The sequence below is a fragment of the Bacteroidales bacterium genome, assembly GCA_018334875.1.
Classification (GTDB): Bacteria; Bacteroidota; Bacteroidia; order Bacteroidales; family UBA12077; genus JAGXLC01.
On record JAGXLC010000040.1, the window covers coordinates 1 to 23,622 of the forward strand.

Below are 23,622 nucleotides of genomic sequence, written 5' to 3' on the forward strand. Positions count from 1 at the left end.
ACAACAAATATACAAATCCACACAAAGATCCAGAATGGGTGTGGAAGCTTGTTCCCAAGCAACTCGATCCAACGTATCAATCCCGATGATCCTGTATCCTGGGCCTGACCGTTTGTATTATCTGAATGTTGATTGTTCCCGGTTTGTTTGTTCTTTTTTTTCATATTGAGCCACTGGCAATTTCTGGTTCAAAAATTTATGTTATTCATTAGCGTAACAGTTTATTAAAAAATTGAATTTCAAATTGATATATATACCAAATTCAGAAACTCTGCTCGTATTACCATGGAACCCGCATGTTACTCATGTTCTTGTTGTAAAGGTTCCTAGATGCGGGTTTCAATAGATTATAATGTTTAAAGATTCAATATCTTGAGGACAAATCTAAAAATTAAAGGCAATATTTCACGAGGGCAAACGCTAAAATTTAGATTTGAGCCTGCATTATTCAAAAACCGGCCTTTTGCGAAATTTATTGAAGCAAAAAGCCAGGTTATTCAATAGCGTCAGAAACCCGCATCCACTGAGTTTTGCTACAAGAAAATGGTTAATATGCGGGTTATGAGAAATTTGTTTGCAGCTAAAGCTGCGATAAAGAATAATTCGGGTTAAACTGATTTTCAGACAAATTTCATGAATTTGAGAAAGCGGAGAATTTTTCCTATCATTGTTTATCATATTAAAAATTCATGAAAGCATTCCCTTTACACAGCCCGAAGTCATTCTTTTCAAGGTGCAATTTATTTTTTCTTCTTGCAGGCGGATTAAAAAAGTTGTTTTCGTGGAAAATGGTTTTTGGCCTCCTCCTATTAATGTTGTATGTGCCAATAGCTAATGCCCAGGGACTCCATGTCCCCTATGTAACCACTCCACCGGAAGTGGTGGATAGAATGATGGAAATTGCCGATGTAGGGCCAGGGGATTATGTGATAGATCTTGGCTCTGGCGACGGGCGCATTCTCATAGAGGCAGCCCGGCGAGGAGCCGTAGGACATGGGCTGGAGATTGACCCGGACCTCGTACGAAAGGCTGAAAAAAACGCTCAACAACACAGTGTTGCAGACAAGATTATGTTTTTAAAGAAAAATGTGTTCCATGCGGATTTCAGCCAGGCTACGGTAATAACAAGCTACATGACAACCACCCTCCATACAAGGCTGCGTCCCTCCTTGCTGAAAGACCTCAGACCGGGAGCCCGTGTGGTATCCCACGATTTTCGCATGGGGCAATGGAAAGCCGATAAGCATGTAGAAATGGGCGATCACGAAATTTATTACTGGGTTGTTCCGGCAACCATCGAAGGGCGGTGGTACTGGAAAGCAAACGGAAAGGAGTTCAGTATGTCTGCCCGCCAAACTTTCCAGGAGATCCGGATTAAAGTAAAATCAGGAGATACCTTTTTAAAGGTGGATAACAGTAAGCTAAACGGCAAACGAATAAGCTTCACAGCCAAAAATCCGGAGAACGGGAACAATTACACATATCACGGAGAAGTTGATGAAATCATCATAGAAGGCGTGGTACAAACCGACAGCGGCAACCAACAATGGATTGAAAACTGGTCGGCCACCTTACACAAATGATGCGCTCCCGATAAAACCATTTCCGGGTCGCTTTGACACGGCCCGGAAATAAAGTCTGCTTATAAGCTAAGCTACCATATTTTCTATTCTTCTTCAGCCGCCTTACTGAGCATGGCAATCTGTCCTCCGTGATAAGCATTATGCTCAGCCACAATGGTGGCCTGACGCAACAAATGATGATCGGGATGGGCATCAAAAGGCTGGAACAGGTCATTCGACGGGTCCTGAACCAGGCTGACCATCTCCTCCATAAGGTCATTGATATGGCGCACCGATTCTTTCCACTCCTCACTGGAGCGGGGTTTCGAATGCTTCGGCCAGAACCCTTCAGGCCAGGGTGGGGATTGATAATGGGAATCTTTGGAATATTCCACCAGATCGTGCAGCGCGATGCGCAAATGTTCTGTCAATTCCCATACTGTACGGGGAAAACCTTCGACCTGTTTACCGGTGGCCTCATAAGAAATGGAGTCCAGCAATTGCGGTAACGACCTAAAGGCATTACCCTGCCTGATCATTGTTACCAACTGATCCCGGAGTTTTTGTTCACTGTCTGTATTCATATTCTGATATTGTTTTGTTTAATTAGAGTCTGTCTATAATATCCGCTGGCTGCGTTACGCTCGTTTTTCATACCAGTCGATTACATCTGGTAGAGACGGACGGCCGTCCGTCTCTACATCTGTCATTCAAAACTCGCAAGCCTTGCCAGCGAACATTCTAGACGAGACTCTTTCAAATCTCTTTGACTTTATGGCCAAACACTAATTAGTATGTAACCACAAGATATTTTCCTGCTTTCCAGAATTTCTCCTGATCCTTAATATTCAGGACAGTATTCTCTCCGTCTTCTTCTTCCAGATCATAAGAATTGTCCGGATGAGGCGTAACCACTTCAATCCTTCGTTTTCTTGCTTCTATGGTTATTGAGCGCTCGGTGGATTTGTCAAAGATGTAAAAATCCGACTGACTGAACGCAGGGTCCAGAACAGTTGTCTGCCCAATAAAGCCGAGCAGCCCGCCTTTCTTCATAACCACATCATCCGCTCTCAGTTCTTTTTCTGGTCCGACAGCGTAATAGGCTGTATTAAGCAGTTTATTCTTTTCCTCGAGCGAATCTTTATAAGCTTCCTTTTTTTGAGTAAGCTTCGAAATGGTAGTCTCCTGTTCTTCCATTTCCGATAACATATCTTCAATACGCTCGGTTTTGGCTTTCAAATCCCGGTTGATGGCTTTAAGCGAATCATCCATCCGTTCTACCTCATCCTCCAATTCACCGGTTCTCTTCCTGTATTTATTTGCCTGATAACGGGCTCCTCTGAGTTCATCCTGCAACGATTTCACCTGCTCTTTGTTCGTTTGCATCAAATCAGTAACACGCTGCAATCTTTTTTTGAGGTTGTCGCCAGTAACATCACCCAAATCCAGTGAATCACCCTCCACTGCCTGGGTGACCATCTGTAACTTTTGCTCCAGTTGCTCATACTGCTTCTTCAACGCCGCAATGGTCGAATCTTTTTGTTCAATGGTCTGATTCAACTTCTCATTTTGGCTGCGGAGTTCTTCAAGTTCTTCCTGATTACATCCTGAACCCAACAACAAGATAATAACCAGAACAGATATAACATTTTTTGCCATGGTTTACCTCCTTTTTTTAAAAAAACTTTTTGATAAGTACCGGCTTAGTTTCAAAATTAAAATTTTACTTTTGATTTGCAAACTCTTATTTATGAATATTATAAATAATACTCAAATTTTAAGATTGTAAGATAAGCCTGGCAAGGGGGTCGAATGTTCCGGCCAATAGCCATGAGACACCTTTTTCTCAAAGTTGACACTTTTTCCCGTTAAGGCAATTGCATACTATAATTAAATCTTTTTTAAGAGCTTAAGAAAATGGGGAAATTTTATCCCAATAAAGCAGTGTGGCTGAAGCATACTGCCTCAACACATTTTATGGCGGAGTTGGCTCGGGATCTATAAATGCTTACTGTGAACCTGAAAACCAACAAGGGTGAGGAACTTATTTCCTGTTTCTCATTTCTCTTTGTCGCATCGGCATGGCATCAATGACAGAAAACAAATCCTTATTCGGAACAAATTCCTTTTTGTTGAGTTTCACTCCACCGTCCTTACCAATTAAAATGTAGCGGAATTCCTGCTCTCCTATATTATAACGGTTTCTTAGCTTGTCAGCAGATGGTGCAGGATTGTCAGATTTTTCAATAAATCTTACTTCGTCCCGGTCAATATGAAAAATAAGCAAGTCCCGGTCAGTGATCCCTTCAGTATCTTTTTCCAGTTCTGTAATTTGCTTTTCAACCGCCGATTCTGATATGGACCCGAAAAGCAGGATCAATCTGTTTTCCCATTGGTATTGTTCAAGCATATCATTTTGTCCGTTAGCGAGTTGGGCTGTTAAAATCAACCCCAAAATCAATAATGTTCTCATCGTTTTAATGTGTAAACAATCAGTTTAATAAATTGTTCATTTGATATAATCATAATTAAGCGATTTTAACTCAATGAAACCTGAACATTTATACGATCAGATTGTTTAGAATCTTATGAAAACATTCTTAATAATTGGTGCTTCCTCTGGAATAGGAAAAAAGCTGGCACATTTGGGGATTGATGCCGGGCATGAGATATTTGGCACATATTACAAGAACCCTGAAGCAGAAGCATCTTCCGGAATAGATTACCACTATCTAAATGTATTGGATGAAGAACCGGATTTTGATTATCTGCCCGATAATCTGGATGGTTTAGTCTATTGCCCGGGAAGCCTCAATTTAAAGCCATTTCACCGGCTAAAACCCGGACAGTTCACTGAAGACTTCAACTTACAGGTAGTTGGTGCCATTAAAGCAATACAGGCTCTGCTGCCACGATTAAAGAACGGATACGGAGGTTCTGTCGTATTGTTCTCAACCGTTGCGGTCCAAATGGGTTTTAATTTCCATACACAGATTGCAGCATCCAAAGGGGCCATCGAAGGCCTGACCAGGTCTTTGGCAGCAGAACTGGCACCGAAGATAAGGGTAAACTGCATTGCCCCTTCCCTGACCAATACACCCCTCGCATCCCGATTGCTGGGCAATGACGAAAAAATTGAAGCCAATGCAAATCGGCATCCGTTAAAGCGTATTGGTGAGGCCGATGACATTGCAGCCGCAGCAGAATTTTTGCTCTCTGGCAAATCAAGCTGGATAACCGGCCAGGTTCTCCATGTGGATGGCGGCATGTCCTCTTTAAAAGTCTGATCTATGAAAATCCTGCTTACCGGCGTGACGGGTTTCATTGGGAAACGGTTGCTGGAGGAGGCAGGTTTTGAGGTCATAGGTAAAGAGCGGCTCAGAATGTTCGGCATACCTTTGGAGATTGTCAAAGCCACACCCTATAAATATAATGAACCATGAAAAAATTGATCATTTTATTTGTAATACTGTCTTTCATAATGGAAGCAAATGCCCAGGATAACAATCAGATGTTCATGTTCTCCTATTTCACCGGCAATGGTGAAGACGGGCTTCATATGGCATACAGCCATGACGGCTATCAGTGGAAAGCCTTGAATGAGGGAGAATCATTGCTCACTCCCCGTGTTGGAAATGATAAGCTCATGCGTGATCCCTGTATCATAAAAGGCCCGAATGGTAAATTCCATATGGTATGGACCGTGAGTTGGGAAGAAAAAGGCATAGGTTATGCCTGGTCAGAAGACCTGATCCATTGGTCGGAACAGAAATACATACAAGTACAGGAAAGGTGAGATGGGGGCCGTTCGTTCCGAAAATCTGAAAGAATGGAGCGATCTCTCAGAGAAGGTTCATTTTCCGGAAGGAACCCGGCACGGCACAGTTTTTAAAATTTCACAGAAATTGTTTGATGAATTAAAAAACAGCACGGAAAAGCAATAATACCTGAAAAAGTTGGATCCAATTCAGACAATTTCCTGTCTTTGACAAAGGAATGTATAAACAGCATCTGACTATACGGAAAAAATTCATTAATCTATGAAAAAGGTTATTAAAGTTATCTTATTGATATCTATTCTATTCGCAACAAAAGGATACATTTTTGCATCAGATCCGCCGGGCCTTATGCCGGTTAACCGGGATGGATTTGAAACGGGAGACTGGAGGAATTTTCGACCCCATTATGTTGGAGATTCAGAAGATTTTATACGGCCAAATTTTGTTATAAACGATACCGATCCGATAAACGGCCAGTTTTCACTTCGGTGGAAGTCAGGAGACAAAGACCATAAGTGGCTGATGCTGAGCAACGCTTTCTACCTGAAAAAACCTGTAAATATATCTGTGGATTTCCGCGTTAAAGGAGAAACGGATAACTTTGCAGCAGGTCTCGTTATGATGGAGTCATTAAATAGCTATGCCGGGGTTAAGGTAACCGGGCAAGGAGCAGCCATTCACAAAGAAGGCGATGCAACAATTGGAAAGCCGATTAAAGAGATGGCTGTCAAGGCTGGTAATGTATATAGATTATCGGTTAGTATGGCAGACGATTACTCAATGGTTACCGAGGTTACTGAAAAGAATTCAGGAAAAGTAGTTTCGCGCATCAAAACATCAACTTATATTGACCCTGAGGCGCTGTCCATGTATATAGAAACGGGTGAAGACGCGAACACTACGATCGATTTTGATGACCTGGAAGTCAACGCAGATGATTATCGGATACCCTCCGGAACTTATGTACGTTCACCTCAATTCGTTATGTTGCCAAGATTGCCTGATGTAAAACAGGATCAGGGCAACTGGGTCGGAGGACAATCCACTATAGTAAACGACGGCGAATATCTAATGTGGTACAGGATCCGTGATAACCAGGAGAGAGGCCGGGGCTATGGGTTTGCCAGAAGCAGTGATGGTCTGAACTGGGATAAATATGAAAAAGGCCCCCTGTTTACTCATGACCCTGATTTCTCCAGCAATGAAAAAATATCCGTCCGTAAAGTTGACGGATTATACAGAGCGTGGTATACAGTGAACGCACCGGACAGCTGGTACACTGCTTATGCTACCAGTGAAGATGGTATTAATTGGGAGAAGCACGGTCTTGTAATTAATGAAACCTATTGCAAGGATCCGGTGGTAATCTACCTGGATGGCACATATTACCTTTACTCGATCAAAGACAATGATAAAATCGGGGTTTATACCTCTCCCGACGGTGTAGATTTCACGCACAGGAATACCATTGATGTGGGTATTCATCGTCATGTAGCTGCATTCTACGAGAAAAAAAGCGGATTATTCCATCTTTATTCAACCGGCGGACATAATGGAGTCAGTCATGCGGTCTCTTCCAACGGAATAGATTTCGGGCTGTTCAAGAATGTTTGGAATCCCCCTGCAGTGGGACTTGATGACTGGGACAGGGCAGGAATCACATATCTTTCATTCCCTGCCAATCAGTACGGACACCTTGAAGATGCCGAATCTTTACCTGTGTACTACCAGGCGAGGAATACGTGGGACAATAACATTCCGGGATGGCATTACCATGGAGGCGAAAGGATTGTGCTTGGCGGAAAGTTTGAAGGCATCTACAAGGGTGTGCCTACCATTGTTCAACCCGATGGAAAATATCATTATGAAAGCTTCCCCTTCAGGGTACCTAAGGCGGAGGGACTTACATTTGCTGCCAGCAGACCTGTTAAGGTTGTTGTTGATCGCTGGAACATGAAAGGTGATACCACAGTTTCCGGGCATCTGGAGACGCTTTCTGAACTACCGGGCAGAACCATGGTTCAGGTTAAAATGGAGAACCTTGTTCCCGGTATCAGATATAAGCTCCTTATTAATGGTAATAATACCACTGAGGCCGTTGCTGATAAATACGGGAAACTGCTGTTTAATGTCACAGTTGAAAGAAAAGAGGAAGGGGAATTTGTTATACTACGTGAATAGATTTTTGTGCGGGTTTCACTATAATCAAATTACCTCGCTGTATTAAGCATCTATATAAATTGTCTTATCTTCTCCAGCAATTCATTGATATCGATAGGTTTGCTTATATAATCATTGCAGCCGGCATCCATGCTTTTCTTAGCATCTCCGCTCATGGCATAAGCAGTTTGTGCAATAACAGGAACTTCTTTATTTGTAGATGAAGCACGTATCTTTCGGGTCAGCTCCAGACCATTTGTATCCGGAAGTTTAATATCCATGAGGATAAGATCAATCTCAGGATGGTTTATAAATGCTTCATATCCTTTTTGACCGGTTTCACAAGTAATAAGGTTCAATCCGTTTGGCTCGAGAAGTTCACGCATAAATTCCCGGCTTGTCGGGTCGTCTTCAATGAGGAGTAAAGTTTTACCTTCCTCATTAGCTATACTTTGCTTTGCCTCTTTTTCTTTGTCGCTTTGTTTACCCGGTTTATCCTCATAAGGAAGGGTGAAGTAAAAGACTGAGCCTTCACCTTCTTTAGATTTCACCCACATGTCTCCACCCATCATTTCAACCAGATTTTTTGAAATGGTCAGACCCAAGCCAGTACCTTCCTGTACTCCTGCAGTTGAATCATCAACTTGTCGGAAACGCTCAAAAATAAGTTTTTGCTGATCATCTGGGATGCCAACCCCGCTATCCTTCACATAAAAAAGCAGGTAACCTTTATACCCATTTTCATAACCAAACCCGATGGTGCCCTCCTGGGTGAATTTTATGGCATTGTTAAGTAAATTGTCCATGACTTGCCTGAATCTGTGAAAGTCTGATTCAATATAGCTTTCCTCGTCATTTAAACCCAAATGCAACTTCAGTTGAACATGACTTTTATCCCTGTTTTTCAATTCATTTGAGAAGATAGTGTAAAGCTCCTGCATCACATCATTTAAACAGAAATGTGAAAATTCCAGGGTCAATTGATTGGCTTCAATTTTTGACACATCTACAAGATCATTGATGATATGTAACAAATGCCGGGTTCTGGAGTGAATGATATCAAGAAACTTCTTTTGTTTATCCCTCGGATAGTCTTTATCTTGCAACATTTCAGAAAAACCAACGATACCGTTCATGGGCGTCCGTATTTCATGACTCATATTAGCCAAAAAGGCTGATTTCAAACGGTCGCTTTCCTCAGCTTTTTCTTTGGCATTAAACAGTTCTTTTTCATATTCTTTTCTCTCGGTAATATCTCTAATGGCAGAGACAACACCCTCTATGCGCTCATCCGTTTTAAGCGGGTAGTATATAATATCAAGATGAACCTCCCCAAATCCCGGAAATTTTCTCACCATTTCGTACTGGACAGTCTCTCCGGAAAGGCACTTGTCTAGTTTGGTTTTTACAGTTTCCTTAAAATTTTTCACCCCTACAATCTCCTTCACGTTATAACCGATGACTTCATCCTGTTTTAGATGGTAATATTTTAAATATGCATTGTTTACACATATATAATTATACTCGGCATCCACTACAGCCATCATATCTTTAGAGCTCTCGACCATTCTTTTATATACCTCTAATTCATTTCTGTGTTTTTCCAACTTGTCATTGACATCTTGTAATTCTTCGTTGGAGGCCCTTAATTCCTCTTCAGCAGTTTCTAATTCATCATATTTCTTTTGGAGGTTAAATTCAGCCTGTTTTCGGGCTGTAACATCAGAGGCAAATCCATCAATGACAAAACCATTGTCATTATCTTCTGCGGAAAGTTTGGCTGTCATAGAAAGCCATATTTGCTTGCCGTCTTTTCTTTTCGCTTTATATTCAAACTCCTCAACCCATTGCTGATCTCTCAGTATTTTCAGAAACTCCTCTCTTCGTTGCGGATCAACATAAAGCTGTACAGCCAGGTCGTCATAATATTCAATGGCTTCCTCCGGCGTTTCAAAGCCCAATATATGAGCCATCGTACCATTTATCATAAGCGGTTCTCCCTTTGAATTGGTACGGAAAATTCCTATAGGGGACTCTTCAAAAAGTCGCCTGTATTTTTTCTCGCTTTCCTGCAGTTTTATTTCTATTTGCTTGCGCTCTGTGATGTTCTGATGGGTTCCGAACATCCACAGGGGCTTTCCTTCATCAGTCCATGAAACCACTTTACCCCTGTCCAATACCCATATCCAGCTTCCATCTTTGTGTTTCATGCGATGTTCACACTCATATAGACTGCTCTCACCCCTGAAATGCTTATCCAATTCTGCCTTGCATTTATCCAGGTCTTCCGGATGGGTAAGTTCCATCCAGGTATCGATGGTGGTGGGAGAAAGCTCTTCAAGAGTATATCCGACAAACTGTGCCCAACGCTCATTAAAAACGGTTTCTCCCGTTTGCACGTTCCATTCCCATGTACCCGCATCGGTTCCTTCGAGAATGTTAGCCAGTCTTTCTTTCTGAGTGGTCAATTGGCGCCTGTCCTTTACACGCCGGCTGATATCTCTTACAAATTCCACAACTCCCGTAACTTTACCTGAATCAGAATCCACAAGAGGATAACTGTACAGTTCAAGCCATTTTGCAGGGGAATTGGGATCAGGTGAACCCGGTATTATTTCGGATTCAGTCTTTTTAGTCTTCATACAACGTATGGACGGACACGGGTCACAAGGAGCTGCGGCATGGTGATAAGTATTGTAACATTTCCTGCCAATAAGCGGCATATCTTCAGAATACCACGTTTCCATTACAGGATTGACATAACGGATGGTCAAATCGGTATTCAGCACACTGATCCCATCCTGAATGCTTTGAAAAACGGCATCTAAAAAATCTCTGGATTCTTTGATCTGTTGGTTCTTCTTATATTCTTCGGTTACATCCCGGAAAATGACAACCACCCCAAGAATATTCCCCTGATCATCCTTAATGGGTGCAGCAGAATCTGCAATTTGGTGCTCATCTCCATCTTTTGATATGAGTTTGGTATGATCGGCAAGTCCTTCAACAGTTCCCTTTTCCAACACCTTATTTATGGGATTGGTTGCTTTTTCTCCTGTAAGCGCATTGAAAATATTGAATACATCCTCAAAGGCCTTGCGCTTAGCATTTTCTAAATCCCAGCCAGTCAGCTTTTGGGCTACAGCATTCATCTGCATAACCTTACCCGCTTGATCTGTTGAAATCACCCCGTCTCCTATTGAATTCAGGGTAATTCTACCTCTTTCCTCGCTTTCCCGGAGGGATTTTTGCAGTTGGTCATTTTCATTTTCCAGCTCTTTTATTCTCTCCTTTAATTGTGAAGCATCGCCTGATTCCATAAAACCTGAAATTTTCCTATTAATAATAATCCCAATACTGGGGGATTTTAGCCTGCGATAATTGTCAAAGTTACAAAGCTATAACCACTTAAAAATTGTTAAAATTAAAAAAAAATTGTCCTTGAACTAATCCGGTTCATTCTTAATGGGGCTGTATCAAAAATCAAAATTTCCTGATTCTATTCGGGTAGGTATACGAGAACAAAATCAAATATGGCCTTCTCAGCCACTTAATGAACATTTTGATACAGCCCCAAACAAATTTCTCATAACCTGATGTCAGACATCGTTCTCAAAGTAAAGCAATTTAAAGTGCAGCAAAACTTTGCTAACCCGAATTATTCACAAATAATTCTGACGCTATTGAAAAACCTGGCTTTTTGCTTCAAAAAATTTCGCAAAAAGCCGGTTTTTCTAATGCGGGGTTCTCTGCATCCATCCCGCAAACCATCCCGCATTCAAAAACTTTCCCGCTTACCAGCGGGATTCGTTTTTGAATAATGCAGACTAAAAAACCCTTCTTCCATTTTTTAAATTTAATTAAAATTTTTACCTTGCCTTCTTATTACTTTTTTGCATATCTTATGAGAAACTTACTGATCCATAAACAAATAACCAACCGGGATGAAGTATCCATTGACAAATATCTTCATGATATAGGAAAAGAAGAGTTACTAACCCCGGAGCAGGAAGTGGAACTGGCAAAAAGGATCAAAAAAAATGACCAAAAGGCACTGGAAAAACTGGTGAGGGCCAACCTTCGTTTTGTTGTATCAGTGGCCAAAAAATACCAAAATCGGGGTCTAAATCTCCTTGATTTGATCAACGAAGGCAATCTGGGTTTGATCAAAGCAGCCCAAAGATTTGACGAGACAAAAGGTTTCAAATTCATTTCCTATGCCGTTTGGTGGATCAGGCAATCCATTATACAGGCATTGGCTGAACAGGGAAGAACCGTTCGCCTTCCTCTGAATAAGATCAATGCCATTTCCAAAATCTATAAGACCTTTTCTGAAATCGAACAAAAGTATGAAAGAGAACCTACACAGGAAGAAATATCACAGGTTTTACATTGGTCACCAGAAATCATCAAACAATGCTGGCAAAGTTCCAATAAACCCGTTTCAATGGATGCTCCCTTAAATGATGAAGAAGAAGAATATACCCTTTCTGATAACATTGCAAGCGAAGAAAATCCACCTGACGACAGCCTCGTTAGTGAATCACTCAGCAGGGAAATTGAAAGCACCATATCTTCGCTCCTGTCAAAAAAAGAAGCAAGCATCATCAGGTCATTTTTCGGATTGGGAAATGAATCTTCCAAAACTCTGGAGGAAATAGCAAAAAACCACAATTTAAGCAATGAAAGAACCAGGCAAATAAAACAACAAGCGATCAAAAAGCTTAAAAGCAATAAGCATTGCAAGAAGTTAAAAGCCTATCTTGGGTAAGGTTTTTCTGCCGATCAAATTTTATTTTGCTATGATTATTAACATCTCCCGAAAAATTATTTTAATTTTACATTCTGGCAAATCAAAATATGTTCAACCAACATCTTGTAAAAAATGACAAAAGCAGACATTGTAAATGAAATCTCCCAAAAGACGGGTGTCGAAAAGGTCGCTATTGAAAAAATAGTCGAAGGCTTCATGGAAAGTGTAAGAGAATCCATGATTGGTGGTCAAAATGTTTATCTGAGAGGATTCGGAAGTTTTATTGTTCAAAAACGTGCTCAGAAAAAAGCAAGGGATATTGGAAGAAACAAAGAAATTGTTATTCCGGAACATTACATTCCTTCATTCAGACCCTCCAGGCAATTTACTAAGAGGGTTAAAGAAAATGTGAAATAACAAAGTTATTCTCCCATTGTCAGGACAGGTTTTTCTTGCTGCCTGTTTGAGTGGTGGAATTTTTTTTCCTGTCCTGATTTTGGGACTAATTATTCTGATTTTAGGAATTATAAAGGTATTGTAATTAAAATCAAAATGAGGATCTTATGGAACAAAATGGTGCCAGAATACATTTGAAAGTGGGTGAAATAGAATTCTCCATCGAGGGATCGCCCGAATATGTAAAAAAGCAATACAACCAGATGGCGAAGGACTTGAACCTAAAAGAAAAGTTAGCAGCCTCTGAACAGAAGGAAGAGCCCATAACCAAAAAGGCAGCCCAAACCGCTAAAACCGGGGAATCAGCCCCGAAGAAAGATACAAAAGAGTCAACTAAAGATGATTTTGGCGAATGGCTCAGCAGACTTCCCCAGGGTCTCAAAAATCGGGACAAAATCATGGTAGCAGGTTATTTTAATCAATTGAGATCAAAGGATCATGTCTTTCGTGTAAGGGATATTAATAATATCTTAAAAGACCATGGCATCAATATAACAAATCCTTCCAGCCTGATCAATAATGTTGTCAAATCCCAGAATATTCTTCGTCAGGTTTCAAGACAGGGACGACAGAAATATTTCCAGTTGACTAAAGAAGGTGAAAAGTATATCAGGGATTTGCTGAGTGCCCAGAACAAGTAAAGGTCAAATTAAGATGTTGAAATTGTATTCTATATAAACTTGTACATTTTAGCCAGCAATTGCTTTTTATCAATGGGTTTGCTGATATAATCATCACATCCTGCCTCTTTACTTTGTTGGGCATCCTCGCTCATGGCATAAGCAGTTTGGGCTATAACGGGAACATCGCTGTGATGCGCTGAAGAACGAATCTTTCGGGTAAGCTCCAAACCTGTTGTATCCGGAAGTTTAATATCCATCAATATGAGATCAATTTCCGGGTGGTTCAGAAAGGCTTCATATCCTTCTTTTCCTGTAGAGCAAGTAATAATATTGAATCCACCGGGTTCGAGCAACGCTTTCATGTATTCAAGGCTCGTCGGATCATCCTCGATGATCAGCAATGTCTTGCTTTCACCTTCAGCTTCATCAGTTAATTCCTCCTTTATTTCCTTATTTTCTGTTTTTTGTCGTGTTTCATAAGGCAGTGTAAAATAAAAGACCGATCCCTCTCCTTCTTTAGATTCCACCCACATTTGACCACCCATCAGCTCTACCAGATTTTTGGAAATGGTCAGCCCCAGTCCTGTACCCTCATACATCCTGCTTGTTGTATCATCTGCCTGCCTGAATCGTTCAAAAATATGTACCTGCTGGTCGCCGGGGATACCTATTCCCGAGTCCCTGACATAAAACAGCAACTGACCATCAGACTGCAATTCATATCCAAATTCAATGGTGCCTTCATGGGTGAATTTAATGGCATTGTTTAACAGATTGTCCATGATTTGTCTGAAACGGTTGGGATCGGAGTATATAAAGCTGTTCTGGCTGTCCGCAGGTTTATCAACCTTTAATTGTATATGCGTTTTTTCCTCGATTTTAAGCTGATTTGTATAAAACCTGTGAAGTTCTTTGAATACATCATTCAGGCAAAAATTCTGATGATTCAAGGTCAACTGGTTGGCTTCAATTTTTGACACGTCCACAAGATCATTGATGATATTGAGCAAATGGTGGGTTCTGTTGTGAATGATATTGAGGAACTGATCCCGTTTATCCTTCGAAAACTCCTTCTCTTGTAACATTTCGGAAAATCCCATGATGCCATTCATGGGCGTGCGTATTTCATGGCTCATATTGGCAAGGAAGGCTGATTTCAGGCGGTCGCTCTCTTCGGCTTTTTCTTTGGCTTCTAACAAATCTTGCTTGTATTGTTCCTCTTTTAGCTTAGAATGCAATAAAGGGGCAATATAACCGCATAATCTATTTATTTGTTTTTTATCGTTGTTGTCATATCCCCCTGGTTTATTAGCAAGTGCAATTTGCCCGATCAATTGGCCATTTGCCATAATTGGGGCTGCCATGGCAGAGGCTAACTGAACATGCCCTTCAGGCAATTGAAGGTTTCCATTTTTATATAATGTTGTTCTTCGTTTAAGAGAATCACCCCATACTCCTGCCCAGGAATCTTTGGGGAAAACGATGCTCTTTTCTTCGATCTGACATTCCTCCCATACGTCTCTTGTCAGAGACTCAGAGACAAGATCACCTTCGTCATTTATATAACCAAAAAATCCATATTCACTGGAAAATACTTCTCTTATAACATCCAATACCTCCCCATAAAAATCTTTACCTTCGGATTGAATGAAACTGTTAGAGATTCGGTTTTTGATCAGGAGTTCTTCTTCAGCTTTTTTACGTTCGGTAATGTCTCTCATAACTGCTACCACTCCATCAGTGCCTTCTTCATTTTCCAATGGATAGTAATTGACCTCTAAGTGAACCGCTCCAAATTCAGGATAGCTCTTAACCATATCGAACCGAACATTTTCTCCTTGAATGGATTTATCCAAATACGGTTTAAGTTTCTCCTTGAATACCTGCTCACCTAAAACTTCACCTGCTCTATATCCGATAACCTCTTCTTCATTAAGCTGGTTATATTTCAAAAAGGCATTGTTTACACACAAGTATTTATAATCCCTGTCAACAGCAACCATCATATCTTCAGAACCTTCAACCATTCTTTTGTATTGCAATAATTCCTCTTTTTGTTCTTCCAGTAGTTGATTGGTCTCCTGAAGTTCTTCATTGGATGCCTTTAATTCTTCTTCAGTGGCTTCCAATTCTTCATTAATATTTTGAAGATTATATTCGTTCTCTTTTCTATCCGTAATATCCTGAACCATCCCTATCGATTTGATGACTTGTCCAGACTCATCTTTAATATGATCACATCTCTCATGAACATATTTTATTTCCCCATCCTTTCTAACTATTCGGTGCTCAATCTCATAGTGATCAAGCCCATCTCTAATCGAACCCTCATAAGCCTCTGATACCACTTCCCTGTCATCCGGATGAACTGTATCTAAAAAGGCTTCATAAGTAGCTGCAAATTCCTGTGGTTCCAATCCAAATATTCTGTAAACTTCATCAGACCATATAAGTCTGTTTTGTGTCAAGTCTAGTTCCCAACTTCCGACATGGGCAATTTTCTGTGATCTTGCAAGAAGGTCTTCATTTCTCTTTAACTCTCTTTCTGCCTCTTTCCTCTGGGTAATATCCCTTACAAATTCTACAATACCTGTAACATCACCTGAATCAGAATCTATTATTGGATAGCTGAAAATTTCATACCATTTCTCATCAGTGCCATCTCCTGAAGATATGGAAAAGACATTGGTTTCGGTTTTTTGGGATTTCAAAGACCGGAGAGATGGGCACGTGTCACATGGTTTGCTGAGGTTATGATAGGCAGAATAACATTTCTTACCAACAAGAGGCATTTGATTGTGAAACCATTCTTTCATTACAGAATTGACATAGCGAATGGTCATGTCTGTATTTAAAACACTGATTCCCTCCTGAATGCTTTCAAGAACGGCATCCAAAAAATCTTTCGATTCTTTGATCTGCTGATTTTTTCTGTACTCCTCGGTTACATCTCTAAAGACCGTAACTACCCCAAAAAGATTCCCTTGTTCATTTTGAATAGGGGCAGCAGAATCTGATATCTGGTATTCTTTTCCATCTTTTGCTTTGAGTTTGGTATGATTGGCAAGTCCTTGAATGGCTTCTGTTTCTAAAACCTTATCCACAGGATTGGCCGCTTCATCACCCGTACGGGCATTAAAAATATGGAGTACTTCATGAAAAGGTTGGTCTTTGGCTTCTTCTATATCCCAGCCTGTCAGTTCCTGTGCAACAGGATTCATATGAACGATATTGCCATTCGTATCCGTTGAAATAACTGCATCCCCTATTGAATTCAAGGTAATCCTATGTCTTTCCTCACTCTCCTTTAGAGCTTGCCCGGCTTTTCTTTCTTCTGTTTTGTCCTCCAATACAGCCACTGCATATTTCACCTTCCCTTCCGATCCTTTTATGGGAAATATGGTCTCATTAAAAATCCTTTTGTCTTCCCTTGTATTCCATTTATTTTCCCTTGCTCCCAGATCGTATTCAAACTCATGGTTATAGGTCTCCCCACTGTACACTTTTTTGTACTTTTTATCGGCTCCCATCGTCCTGGAATAGGGATCAGTAAGTACATTGAATTGTCCTATACCCTCTCCCATAGTGGGCAGACCAAGCAATTCTTTTTGGGCAGGATTCATTTGAAAAGAAAAACCTTCCCTGTCAAAAACCTGAATGCCCAGGGGAAGGTTGTCAACAATATTTTTATAGAGAAAAGAAGACTGTTTTAATTGCTCGTTTTCATTTTCCAGTGCTTTGATTCTCTCTCTTAATTGGGAAGATTCATCTGAATCCATAAAGCTTGAATTTAAAAAGTAAAATGTATATTATAGTGTTTGTGCATAAAGTCAAAGAGATTTTAAAGAGTCTCGTTTAGAATGTTCGCTGACAAGGCTTACGAGTTTTGAATGCAAAATGCCCGTACGTCTCTACCAGATGTAATTGACTGGCATGAAAAAGGAGCGTAGCGCAGCCAGCGGATATTATAGACAGCCTCTTTTAAAAACCGATTCTACCATCGCATTTTACTCTTAATAATTTGTCAAGGTTACGTATTAATAAAAAAATACAATGAAGTCCAAAATTAAACAATCCACAGTTTCAGCAATTATCATAAGCGGATGTCACGTTAATTTTGACGAATTGGCTTTCTTTTGTGACAAAACCGTTTATTTGTTACACGAAAAAATGATTGCATCTTAGCCCGAATTATTCTTACCGCAGCTTTAGCTGCAAACAAATTTCTCATAACCTGATGGTATCGTTCTCAAAGTTACGCAATTTAACTCTTTGAACCACATAGGACATAGGAAACATAGGATTTCACATAGATTTATTATTCATCAGGCAATTCAGAAAACAAGTTGTTAACCAGCGTTCTTTGGCCCTCTAATTTTTAACCCGAATTATTCTAACCCGAATTATTCACAAATAATTTTGACGGGTGCATTCCTGATTTTTTCAGGCAGCCTTTTGGGTTTCATTCCTTCGGATTTTGAGTTAATATGTGAATTTGAAGAATCCGGAATCACATCACGGTTATAATGTATCATACCTAACCAAATCCATTTCATATTAAAAACCTTATTTTTCCTTATATTAAACATTAGTAGCCATAAGGCATCTCCACATCCCTTAACCTTATTACCTTATTTTTTTACATCCAGCGGTTATATTCTTCCTAAGAATAAGGTAATAAGGTTGATTATCATTGGGTATTTCATGGCTACTAAGGTTGAGCAACTAAAAATAAGGTCTTTCTGTAAGCCGCTATTTGTGTAATATTTTGATAGAAACTTCTGTGGATGGAAAAATTGGGAATACACCCATTCTGGCGCTATTGAAAAACCTGGCTTTTTCTATTGCAGGATAGACACGCTTAAAGTAAAGCAGGACAGGATTCAAATTATAAAGAAGAAGGCGCTAAATTTGTAACAAACAAGCCTTTGCCTGCTCAGGTTGATGTTTAACAGTATTATAAGAACAAAAGCCCGGCAACATTTGTTTATTTCTAAGCGATTGCTTATTTTTGTGAAAAATTATATTGGATGCCACGCCAAAAAGCATATAGCGACGAAGAAGTACTTGAAAAGGCCATGCAGGTTTTTTGGGACCATGGATATGAGGCTACATCGGTAAGGATGTTGGAAAAAGAGATGGGTATCAACCAGTTTTCCATTTATTCTGCCTTTACCAACAAAAAAAAGTTGTTTGTTGAATCATTGAAGAAATACCGGGAATATGTTAAAACCAACAGGTTTCATCCGCTTTTAAAGTCCAACGCAAGGCTTAAAGACCTGGAACATTTCCTCGAAAATTTTTCCCGGCAAGTAAGAAATGGCGAAACCTACAGAGGTTGTCTCGTGGTAAATTCCACTGCGGAGTTTGGTAGTAAAGATCCGGAAGTGGCCGCTGAGCTTCATAATTATTTCAACTTCATTAAGAATATGATGAAAAAGGTATTGATAAATTCCGTTGAAGCCGGTGAAATCTCTCCTGAGACAGACCTAGACAAATATTCGAATTACCTGTTGGGCATCATGCAGGGTCTGTCAGTAGGCGCCAAAGTATTATCTGAAAAACAGATCAATGATATTATCAGTGTAGCTTTTATGAACATAAAATAATTTTTTTAACCAGATCCTAAGCGATTGCTTAGCCCGAATAATTCAAGAATTATTCCTGTCTCCGACAGCGACTAAGGTTCACTAAAATTTTTTTCAAAAATTTAAGTTCACCTAAGTCGGGGTTAAATTATAAATCGAATACCCTGTCAAAATTTAAACTTACATCATCATGAAAAAACTACTATATCTTATCGTATTACTAACAGCAATGAGCCAAATGCAATTGGTTGCGCAATTGCCTGAAAAGGCCGAAGACATTTCTCCTCTCCTCTACGGAGAAAAAGTCCCAGAGGGTGTATTAACAACACCAAACGGCGAAAATCACAAGGTATCCGGGATCACAGAAAAAAAACCAACGGTCCTTCTGGTTTATCGCGGGGGATGGTGCCCTTATTGCAATGCCCATCTTGCCGAAATACAGGAGGCCGAATCGGAAATTCTTAGCCTGGGATATCAGTTGATTGCTGTTAGCCCGGATTCCCCTGAAAATCTAAAAACTACAGACGAAGAACACCGGCTGAATTACAGCTTGTATTCCGATGCCAATGGGGATTTTCTAAAGGCCCTGGGATTGGCCTTTCAGGCCCCGGAAAAACATCAGGAGATGTTAAAAAGCAGATCCAACGGAAAAAATGAAGGATTCCTCCCTGTACCTGCTGTCTTCGTCATTGATACTTCAGGTACCATATTATTTGAATACATCAACCCCGACTATTCAACCCGGATAAGCGCCGGACTTTTATTGGCAGTACTGAATGAACTGAAAAACAATAATTACAATGACTAAAATCTCGAACATGTACCCATATCTTATATTCATTCTGTTTTTAACCATGGCAATTTCACTCAACGTACACAATAGCCGGGAAGAACCATCATACAAAGATATTTCTGTAGATCAGGTATTTAAAAGAGTCCGGGAACATGACTTCAACCCGTTGAATGAAGAAAATTCAATGACCATGGATGCTTCCCTGGGAGAAGAAGGTATTGCCGATCTAAATGACAAAGACTGGGAGGTACGCTTGTTGGCAGTACGGGATTTAATCCGTGCAGGCAACGAACAGGTAAAAGACATAAAGAGCGGTTTAACCGACAGATCACCTCATGTACGACAAATAAGTGCCAAAGTCCTTGGTGTACTCCGTGCTGAAAGCGCTATCCCTGAACTGGAGAAAATAGTTCGCCAGGACCGGATTGCAATGGTTCGCTCGCAGGCTGTGATCGCCCTGGGCCAAATGGAGTCAAAATCCTCGCTGGAATTGTTACGCAAAAAAGTCAAAGAAGATCCATCGAAAGATGTGCGCCATCAATGCGAACTGGCAATAGATCAGATCAAAAAACAAATGGGCGCTACAAATAAATTAAGAGAAGCTTTTCTTTCCCTGGATGAATCAACATTTGAAACGGTTCAGGAAAACGAACAGGCACCTGACTTTGTTCTGGAAGATACAGAAGGGAACGAATGGCAATTAAATCAGTTTAAAAACAAAAAATGGGTTGTGCTAATCTGGATCTTTGCGGATTGGTGCCCCGTGTGTCACGGCGAATTTCAGGATTTAATGAAGATGCAGGAAGCGTTTAAAAAAGCCAACATACAGGTTTTTACATTGGAAACACATGATATATATCGCGGCAGGGTGATGGTAGGAAAAGAACTGGAACCGGAATACTGGTTTACAGATCAATCATTCAGGAAAACCTATACCAATAAGATATGGTGGCCACACCTGCTGGACCGCGCCGGTGCCCAGGCAGCGAAATACGGGGCCGACCCTTTAGCTTACGCTGTACATGCGGAATACATCAACAGACCTGCAACAGTTATTATTGATCCAAAAGGTGAAGTTCGACTTATTTACAGGGGCACTTTCTGGGGGGACCGTCCTTCTATAAAACAAACCTTAGAAATGATCCGGGAGGAAGATTTTTCCTACGAGCACCCGCAAAGACTGAAGACAAATAAATAGAGTCTGTCTATAATGTCCGCTGGCTACGTTACGCTCGTTTTTCATGCCAGTCAATTACATCAAGTAAACTCCTGGCATTCAAAACTCGCAAGCCTTGCCAGCGAACATTCTAGCCAAGACTCTTTCAAATCTATTTGACTTTATGGTCAAAAACTAAATCGTATATAAAGAAACATCCAATCAAATAATAACAATTAAAAAAACATGTCAATTATGAAAAGTAAAATTCTATTATTCGCGATCATAAGCGTCTTAACGCTTACAAGTTTAAAAACCATGGCACAAGATAACCCCAACCCGGAATCTTCCGATAAGCTTGTAGTTCTTTGGACAAGCGGAGATCCCTATGTAGCCGAACGGGTCGCTTTCATGTATACCCATGCTGCCAGGAAAAACCAATGGTTCGAAGAGGTTACGCTTATTGTATGGGGCCCTTCGGCAAAACTTATTTCTGAAAACCAAAAGCTGCAGGAAAAGGTGAAGCAAATGCAACAGGACGGAATAGTACTCAAAGCATGCATAGCTTGTGCCAGCAGCTATAACGTGGTCGATGAACTGAAAGCCTTAGGTTTTGAGGTGAAGGGAATGGGAAAACCATTAACAGAATACCTTAAAAGCGATGCCGAAGTGCTGACATTCTAACAGTTTACTTTCTCCCTACCAGGTAAAAACAGGAATATACGTGCGGGATGATCGTTCCGGATAAGCTTTTAAAATATTTAAAAGGCTTGTAAGGTTCGCCTTCCTGTTTCGACAAATGAATTGTGGAATAACCAAAAGTCCAACACATGAGATCTTATGCATTTTGCCCCATAACTGAAAGTAAGATAAACGAAAGGGTTACGCGTGTCAACGCAGTTTTGACATTATTGATTCTAATAGCTTTTGCGCTGACTCAACATGTTGTATTGATGGTTATGCTGGCTGTTGACTTTTTTTTCAGGGCGATACCCTATTCAAAGTTTAGCCTGGTGGTAATGACCTCGCGGAATCTCGTAAAGTATTTTCCGGACGCTGTTTCTCTTATCAACGCGGGCCCAAAAATATTTGCTGCCCGCATAGGCGCTCTGATCACTGTTTTAATAGTGTTGTCCATGGCATTTTCCCTGAGTTCATTAGCAATAGCCCTTACCGGGTTACTGGGCATTTTTGCTTTTCTGGAAGGAGCTTTTGGAATATGTGTGGCCTGCAAGATTTATCCGTATCTTTATGATTTTCTGTATAAATAATCAAACATAATCATCTAAATTTTAAAAAACATGAAACTTACAGAAGGAAATTTAGTGCCAGACTTCTCTACGGAAGACATTTACGATAACCAGATAAAATTATCCAATTACTATGGATCAGAATATTTACAAATCTGCATGGAACGAGCTTCAATCTTCCATTGTAACCTTCAAGGGTGAACCAGTAGGCACAGTAGCTGCAAGAGATCCGGAAACCCAGGCGCTCAATTACGATCAGGTGTTCACCCGGGACTTTGCGGTTTCTGCCATAGCTTTCCTGGTAAACGGTGAATACAGGATAGTGAAGAATTTTCTCAGGCAGTTGCTTCATTTGCAAAGCCGGGAAAAACATTTCGACTGCTTTAAACCCGGACAAGGCATGATGCCGGTAAGTTTCAGAATTGAAAAAGATGAAGATGGGAATGAAACCATTAACCCGGATTTCGGTGAAAAGGCTATTGGGAAAGTAGCGCCGGTAGATGCAGTTTTTTGGTGGCTTTATGTTTTGAGGCTTTACACTGTTTTCAGCGGCGACCGCAATTTCGCCAGGCAGGAAGACGTTCAGCGGGGCATTCGTCTCATACTGGATCTTTCTTTGACCAGTCGTTTCGATATGTTTCCAACTTTGCTGGTACCGGACGGCTCCTTTATGATCGACCGGCGAATGGGAGTTTATGGCTATCCCCTCGATATTCAGTCCTTGTTTTACATGGCACTGCTTGCTTCAAGGGAACTGTTGGAGGAAAGCGAAACCAATAAACCCTACAGAAAGGCTGTTTATGAGCGGCTGGGTCATTTGGTGTATCACATCAGGAAATATTACTGGCTCGATTTTGATCGGCTCAATGAAATGTATCGGTATGATGTAGAGGGATATGGTGCATCGACCCAAAATGCCTTCAACATATACCCGGAAACCATCCCGGAATGGCTTTTGGAATGGCTCCCCCGGGAGGGAGGTTATTTTGCAGGCAATCTTGGGCCTGCGCGAATGGATTTCCGCTTTTTTACTTCGGGGAATCTGCTGGCCATCATTTCTTCGCTGGCAAGCAAAGAACAGACGCATTCCATCATGGAACTTATTGGAAGCCGGTGGGAAGACCTGGTTGGTGATATGCCCGTCAAAGTTTGTTATCCGGCCATCCGCAGCGAGCAATGGAAAATTCTGACCGGTGCCGATCCGAAGAATGTTCCATGGTCTTATCACAATGCAGCCGGGTGGCCCTTTTTACTCTGGGCTATGACCACCGCGGCCATCCAATCCGGTTATTCGGAAATGGCCCGGCAAGCTTTAAAAATAGCGGAACAACGGATTGAAAAGGACCGCTGGCCTGAGTATTACGATGGCAAAACAAACCGGTTGATCGGTAAAGAGGCAAGGCTCTACCAAACCTGGACCTTTGCCGGCTACATAGCAGCCTATAAGCTACTGGAAAACCCCGGTTTAGCGGATTCGATCACCTTTCCGGAAGATCAGGAAG

The 23,622-nt window shown here is 40.9% G+C and carries 19 protein-coding genes; 14 read left to right on the forward strand and 5 right to left on the reverse strand.

Translation table 11 applies throughout. The features are described from left to right. The first annotated feature begins 821 nt into the window (after nucleotides 1-821). Complete coding sequence (locus KGY70_05415) at nucleotides 822-1,583, forward strand: methyltransferase domain-containing protein (GenBank protein MBS3774601.1); 762 nt, start codon at nucleotides 822-824, stop codon at nucleotides 1,581-1,583. Between the two features lie 83 nt (nucleotides 1,584-1,666). Here KGY70_05415 and KGY70_05420 read toward each other — a convergent pair whose 3' ends face one another. The 3 genes from KGY70_05420 to KGY70_05430 form a co-directional block, all read right to left on the reverse strand. Next, nucleotides 1,667-2,146 carry a DinB family protein gene (locus tag KGY70_05420; GenBank protein ID MBS3774602.1) on the reverse strand — a complete coding sequence of 160 codons (480 nt, stop codon included), beginning with the start codon at nucleotides 2,144-2,146 and terminating at the stop codon, nucleotides 1,667-1,669. Nucleotides 2,147-2,351: 205 nt separating this feature from the next. Then, entirely contained in the window at nucleotides 2,352-3,221 is an 870-nt protein-coding gene (locus tag KGY70_05425; protein ID MBS3774603.1) for a hypothetical protein, read from the reverse strand. Nucleotides 3,222-3,606: 385 nt separating this feature from the next. Beyond that, the gene (locus KGY70_05430) at nucleotides 3,607-4,035 is read right to left on the reverse strand and encodes a DUF4174 domain-containing protein (protein ID MBS3774604.1); all 429 of its coding nucleotides are present in this window, start codon (nucleotides 4,033-4,035) and stop codon (nucleotides 3,607-3,609) included. Between the two features lie 115 nt (nucleotides 4,036-4,150). Between KGY70_05430 and KGY70_05435 the strand changes: the two genes are divergently transcribed. From KGY70_05435 to KGY70_05450, 4 genes are all read left to right on the forward strand, one after another. Continuing rightward, nucleotides 4,151-4,849 carry an SDR family oxidoreductase gene (locus tag KGY70_05435; GenBank protein MBS3774605.1) on the forward strand — a complete coding sequence of 233 codons (699 nt, stop codon included), beginning with the start codon at nucleotides 4,151-4,153 and terminating at the stop codon, nucleotides 4,847-4,849. Nucleotides 4,850-4,852: 3 nt separating this feature from the next. After that, entirely contained in the window at nucleotides 4,853-5,005 is a 153-nt protein-coding gene (locus tag KGY70_05440) for a hypothetical protein (GenBank protein ID MBS3774606.1), read from the forward strand. 38 nt (nucleotides 5,006-5,043) lie between these two features. Next, nucleotides 5,044-5,358 carry a hypothetical protein gene (locus KGY70_05445; protein ID MBS3774607.1) on the forward strand — a complete coding sequence of 105 codons (315 nt, stop codon included), beginning with the start codon at nucleotides 5,044-5,046 and terminating at the stop codon, nucleotides 5,356-5,358. Nucleotides 5,359-5,602: 244 nt separating this feature from the next. Beyond that, complete coding sequence (locus tag KGY70_05450) at nucleotides 5,603-7,522, forward strand: hypothetical protein (protein ID MBS3774608.1); 1,920 nt, start codon at nucleotides 5,603-5,605, stop codon at nucleotides 7,520-7,522. Between the two features lie 50 nt (nucleotides 7,523-7,572). Here the strand turns inward: KGY70_05450 and KGY70_05455 are convergent, their stop codons facing one another. Next, a complete protein-coding gene (locus KGY70_05455; GenBank protein ID MBS3774609.1) occupies nucleotides 7,573-10,821 on the reverse strand; it encodes a PAS domain S-box protein in 3,249 nt (1,082 codons plus the stop codon). A gap of 584 nt (nucleotides 10,822-11,405) precedes the next feature. On the opposite strand from KGY70_05455, the gene KGY70_05460 reads away from it, so the two are divergent. The 3 genes from KGY70_05460 (at nucleotide 11,406) to KGY70_05470 (ending at nucleotide 13,351) form a co-directional block, all read left to right on the forward strand. Continuing rightward, entirely contained in the window at nucleotides 11,406-12,272 is an 867-nt protein-coding gene (locus KGY70_05460; protein ID MBS3774610.1) for a sigma-70 family RNA polymerase sigma factor, read from the forward strand. 114 nt (nucleotides 12,273-12,386) lie between these two features. Then, a complete protein-coding gene (locus tag KGY70_05465) occupies nucleotides 12,387-12,671 on the forward strand; it encodes an integration host factor subunit beta (protein MBS3774611.1) in 285 nt (94 codons plus the stop codon). A 146-nt stretch (nucleotides 12,672-12,817) separates the two neighbouring features. Continuing rightward, entirely contained in the window at nucleotides 12,818-13,351 is a 534-nt protein-coding gene (locus tag KGY70_05470; protein MBS3774612.1) for a hypothetical protein, read from the forward strand. A gap of 29 nt (nucleotides 13,352-13,380) precedes the next feature. Here KGY70_05470 and KGY70_05475 read toward each other — a convergent pair whose 3' ends face one another. Next, nucleotides 13,381-17,112 carry a PAS domain S-box protein gene (locus KGY70_05475; GenBank protein MBS3774613.1) on the reverse strand — a complete coding sequence of 1,244 codons (3,732 nt, stop codon included), beginning with the start codon at nucleotides 17,110-17,112 and terminating at the stop codon, nucleotides 13,381-13,383. Between the two features lie 1,251 nt (nucleotides 17,113-18,363). Here KGY70_05475 and KGY70_05480 point away from each other — a divergent pair. The 6 genes from KGY70_05480 to KGY70_05505 all read left to right on the forward strand — a co-directional run. Continuing rightward, on the forward strand, nucleotides 18,364-18,942 hold the full coding sequence (locus KGY70_05480) for a TetR/AcrR family transcriptional regulator (GenBank protein ID MBS3774614.1): 579 nt from the start codon (nucleotides 18,364-18,366) through the stop codon (nucleotides 18,940-18,942). Nucleotides 18,943-19,111: 169 nt separating this feature from the next. Next, a complete protein-coding gene (locus KGY70_05485) occupies nucleotides 19,112-19,729 on the forward strand; it encodes an AhpC/TSA family protein (GenBank protein MBS3774615.1) in 618 nt (205 codons plus the stop codon). 10 nt (nucleotides 19,730-19,739) lie between these two features. Then, nucleotides 19,740-20,912: a HEAT repeat domain-containing protein gene (locus KGY70_05490; protein MBS3774616.1), complete on the forward strand. Its 1,173-nt coding sequence runs from the start codon at nucleotides 19,740-19,742 to the stop codon at nucleotides 20,910-20,912. 276 nt (nucleotides 20,913-21,188) lie between these two features. Continuing rightward, on the forward strand, nucleotides 21,189-21,554 hold the full coding sequence (locus KGY70_05495; GenBank protein ID MBS3774617.1) for a DsrE family protein: 366 nt from the start codon (nucleotides 21,189-21,191) through the stop codon (nucleotides 21,552-21,554). Between the two features lie 146 nt (nucleotides 21,555-21,700). After that, nucleotides 21,701-22,141, forward strand: a complete 441-nt coding sequence (locus tag KGY70_05500; GenBank protein MBS3774618.1) for a DUF4395 domain-containing protein — start codon at nucleotides 21,701-21,703, stop codon at nucleotides 22,139-22,141. A gap of 112 nt (nucleotides 22,142-22,253) precedes the next feature. Next, on the forward strand, nucleotides 22,254-23,622 hold a 1,369-nt coding region (locus tag KGY70_05505), incomplete at its 3' end, for a glycoside hydrolase 100 family protein (GenBank protein ID MBS3774619.1).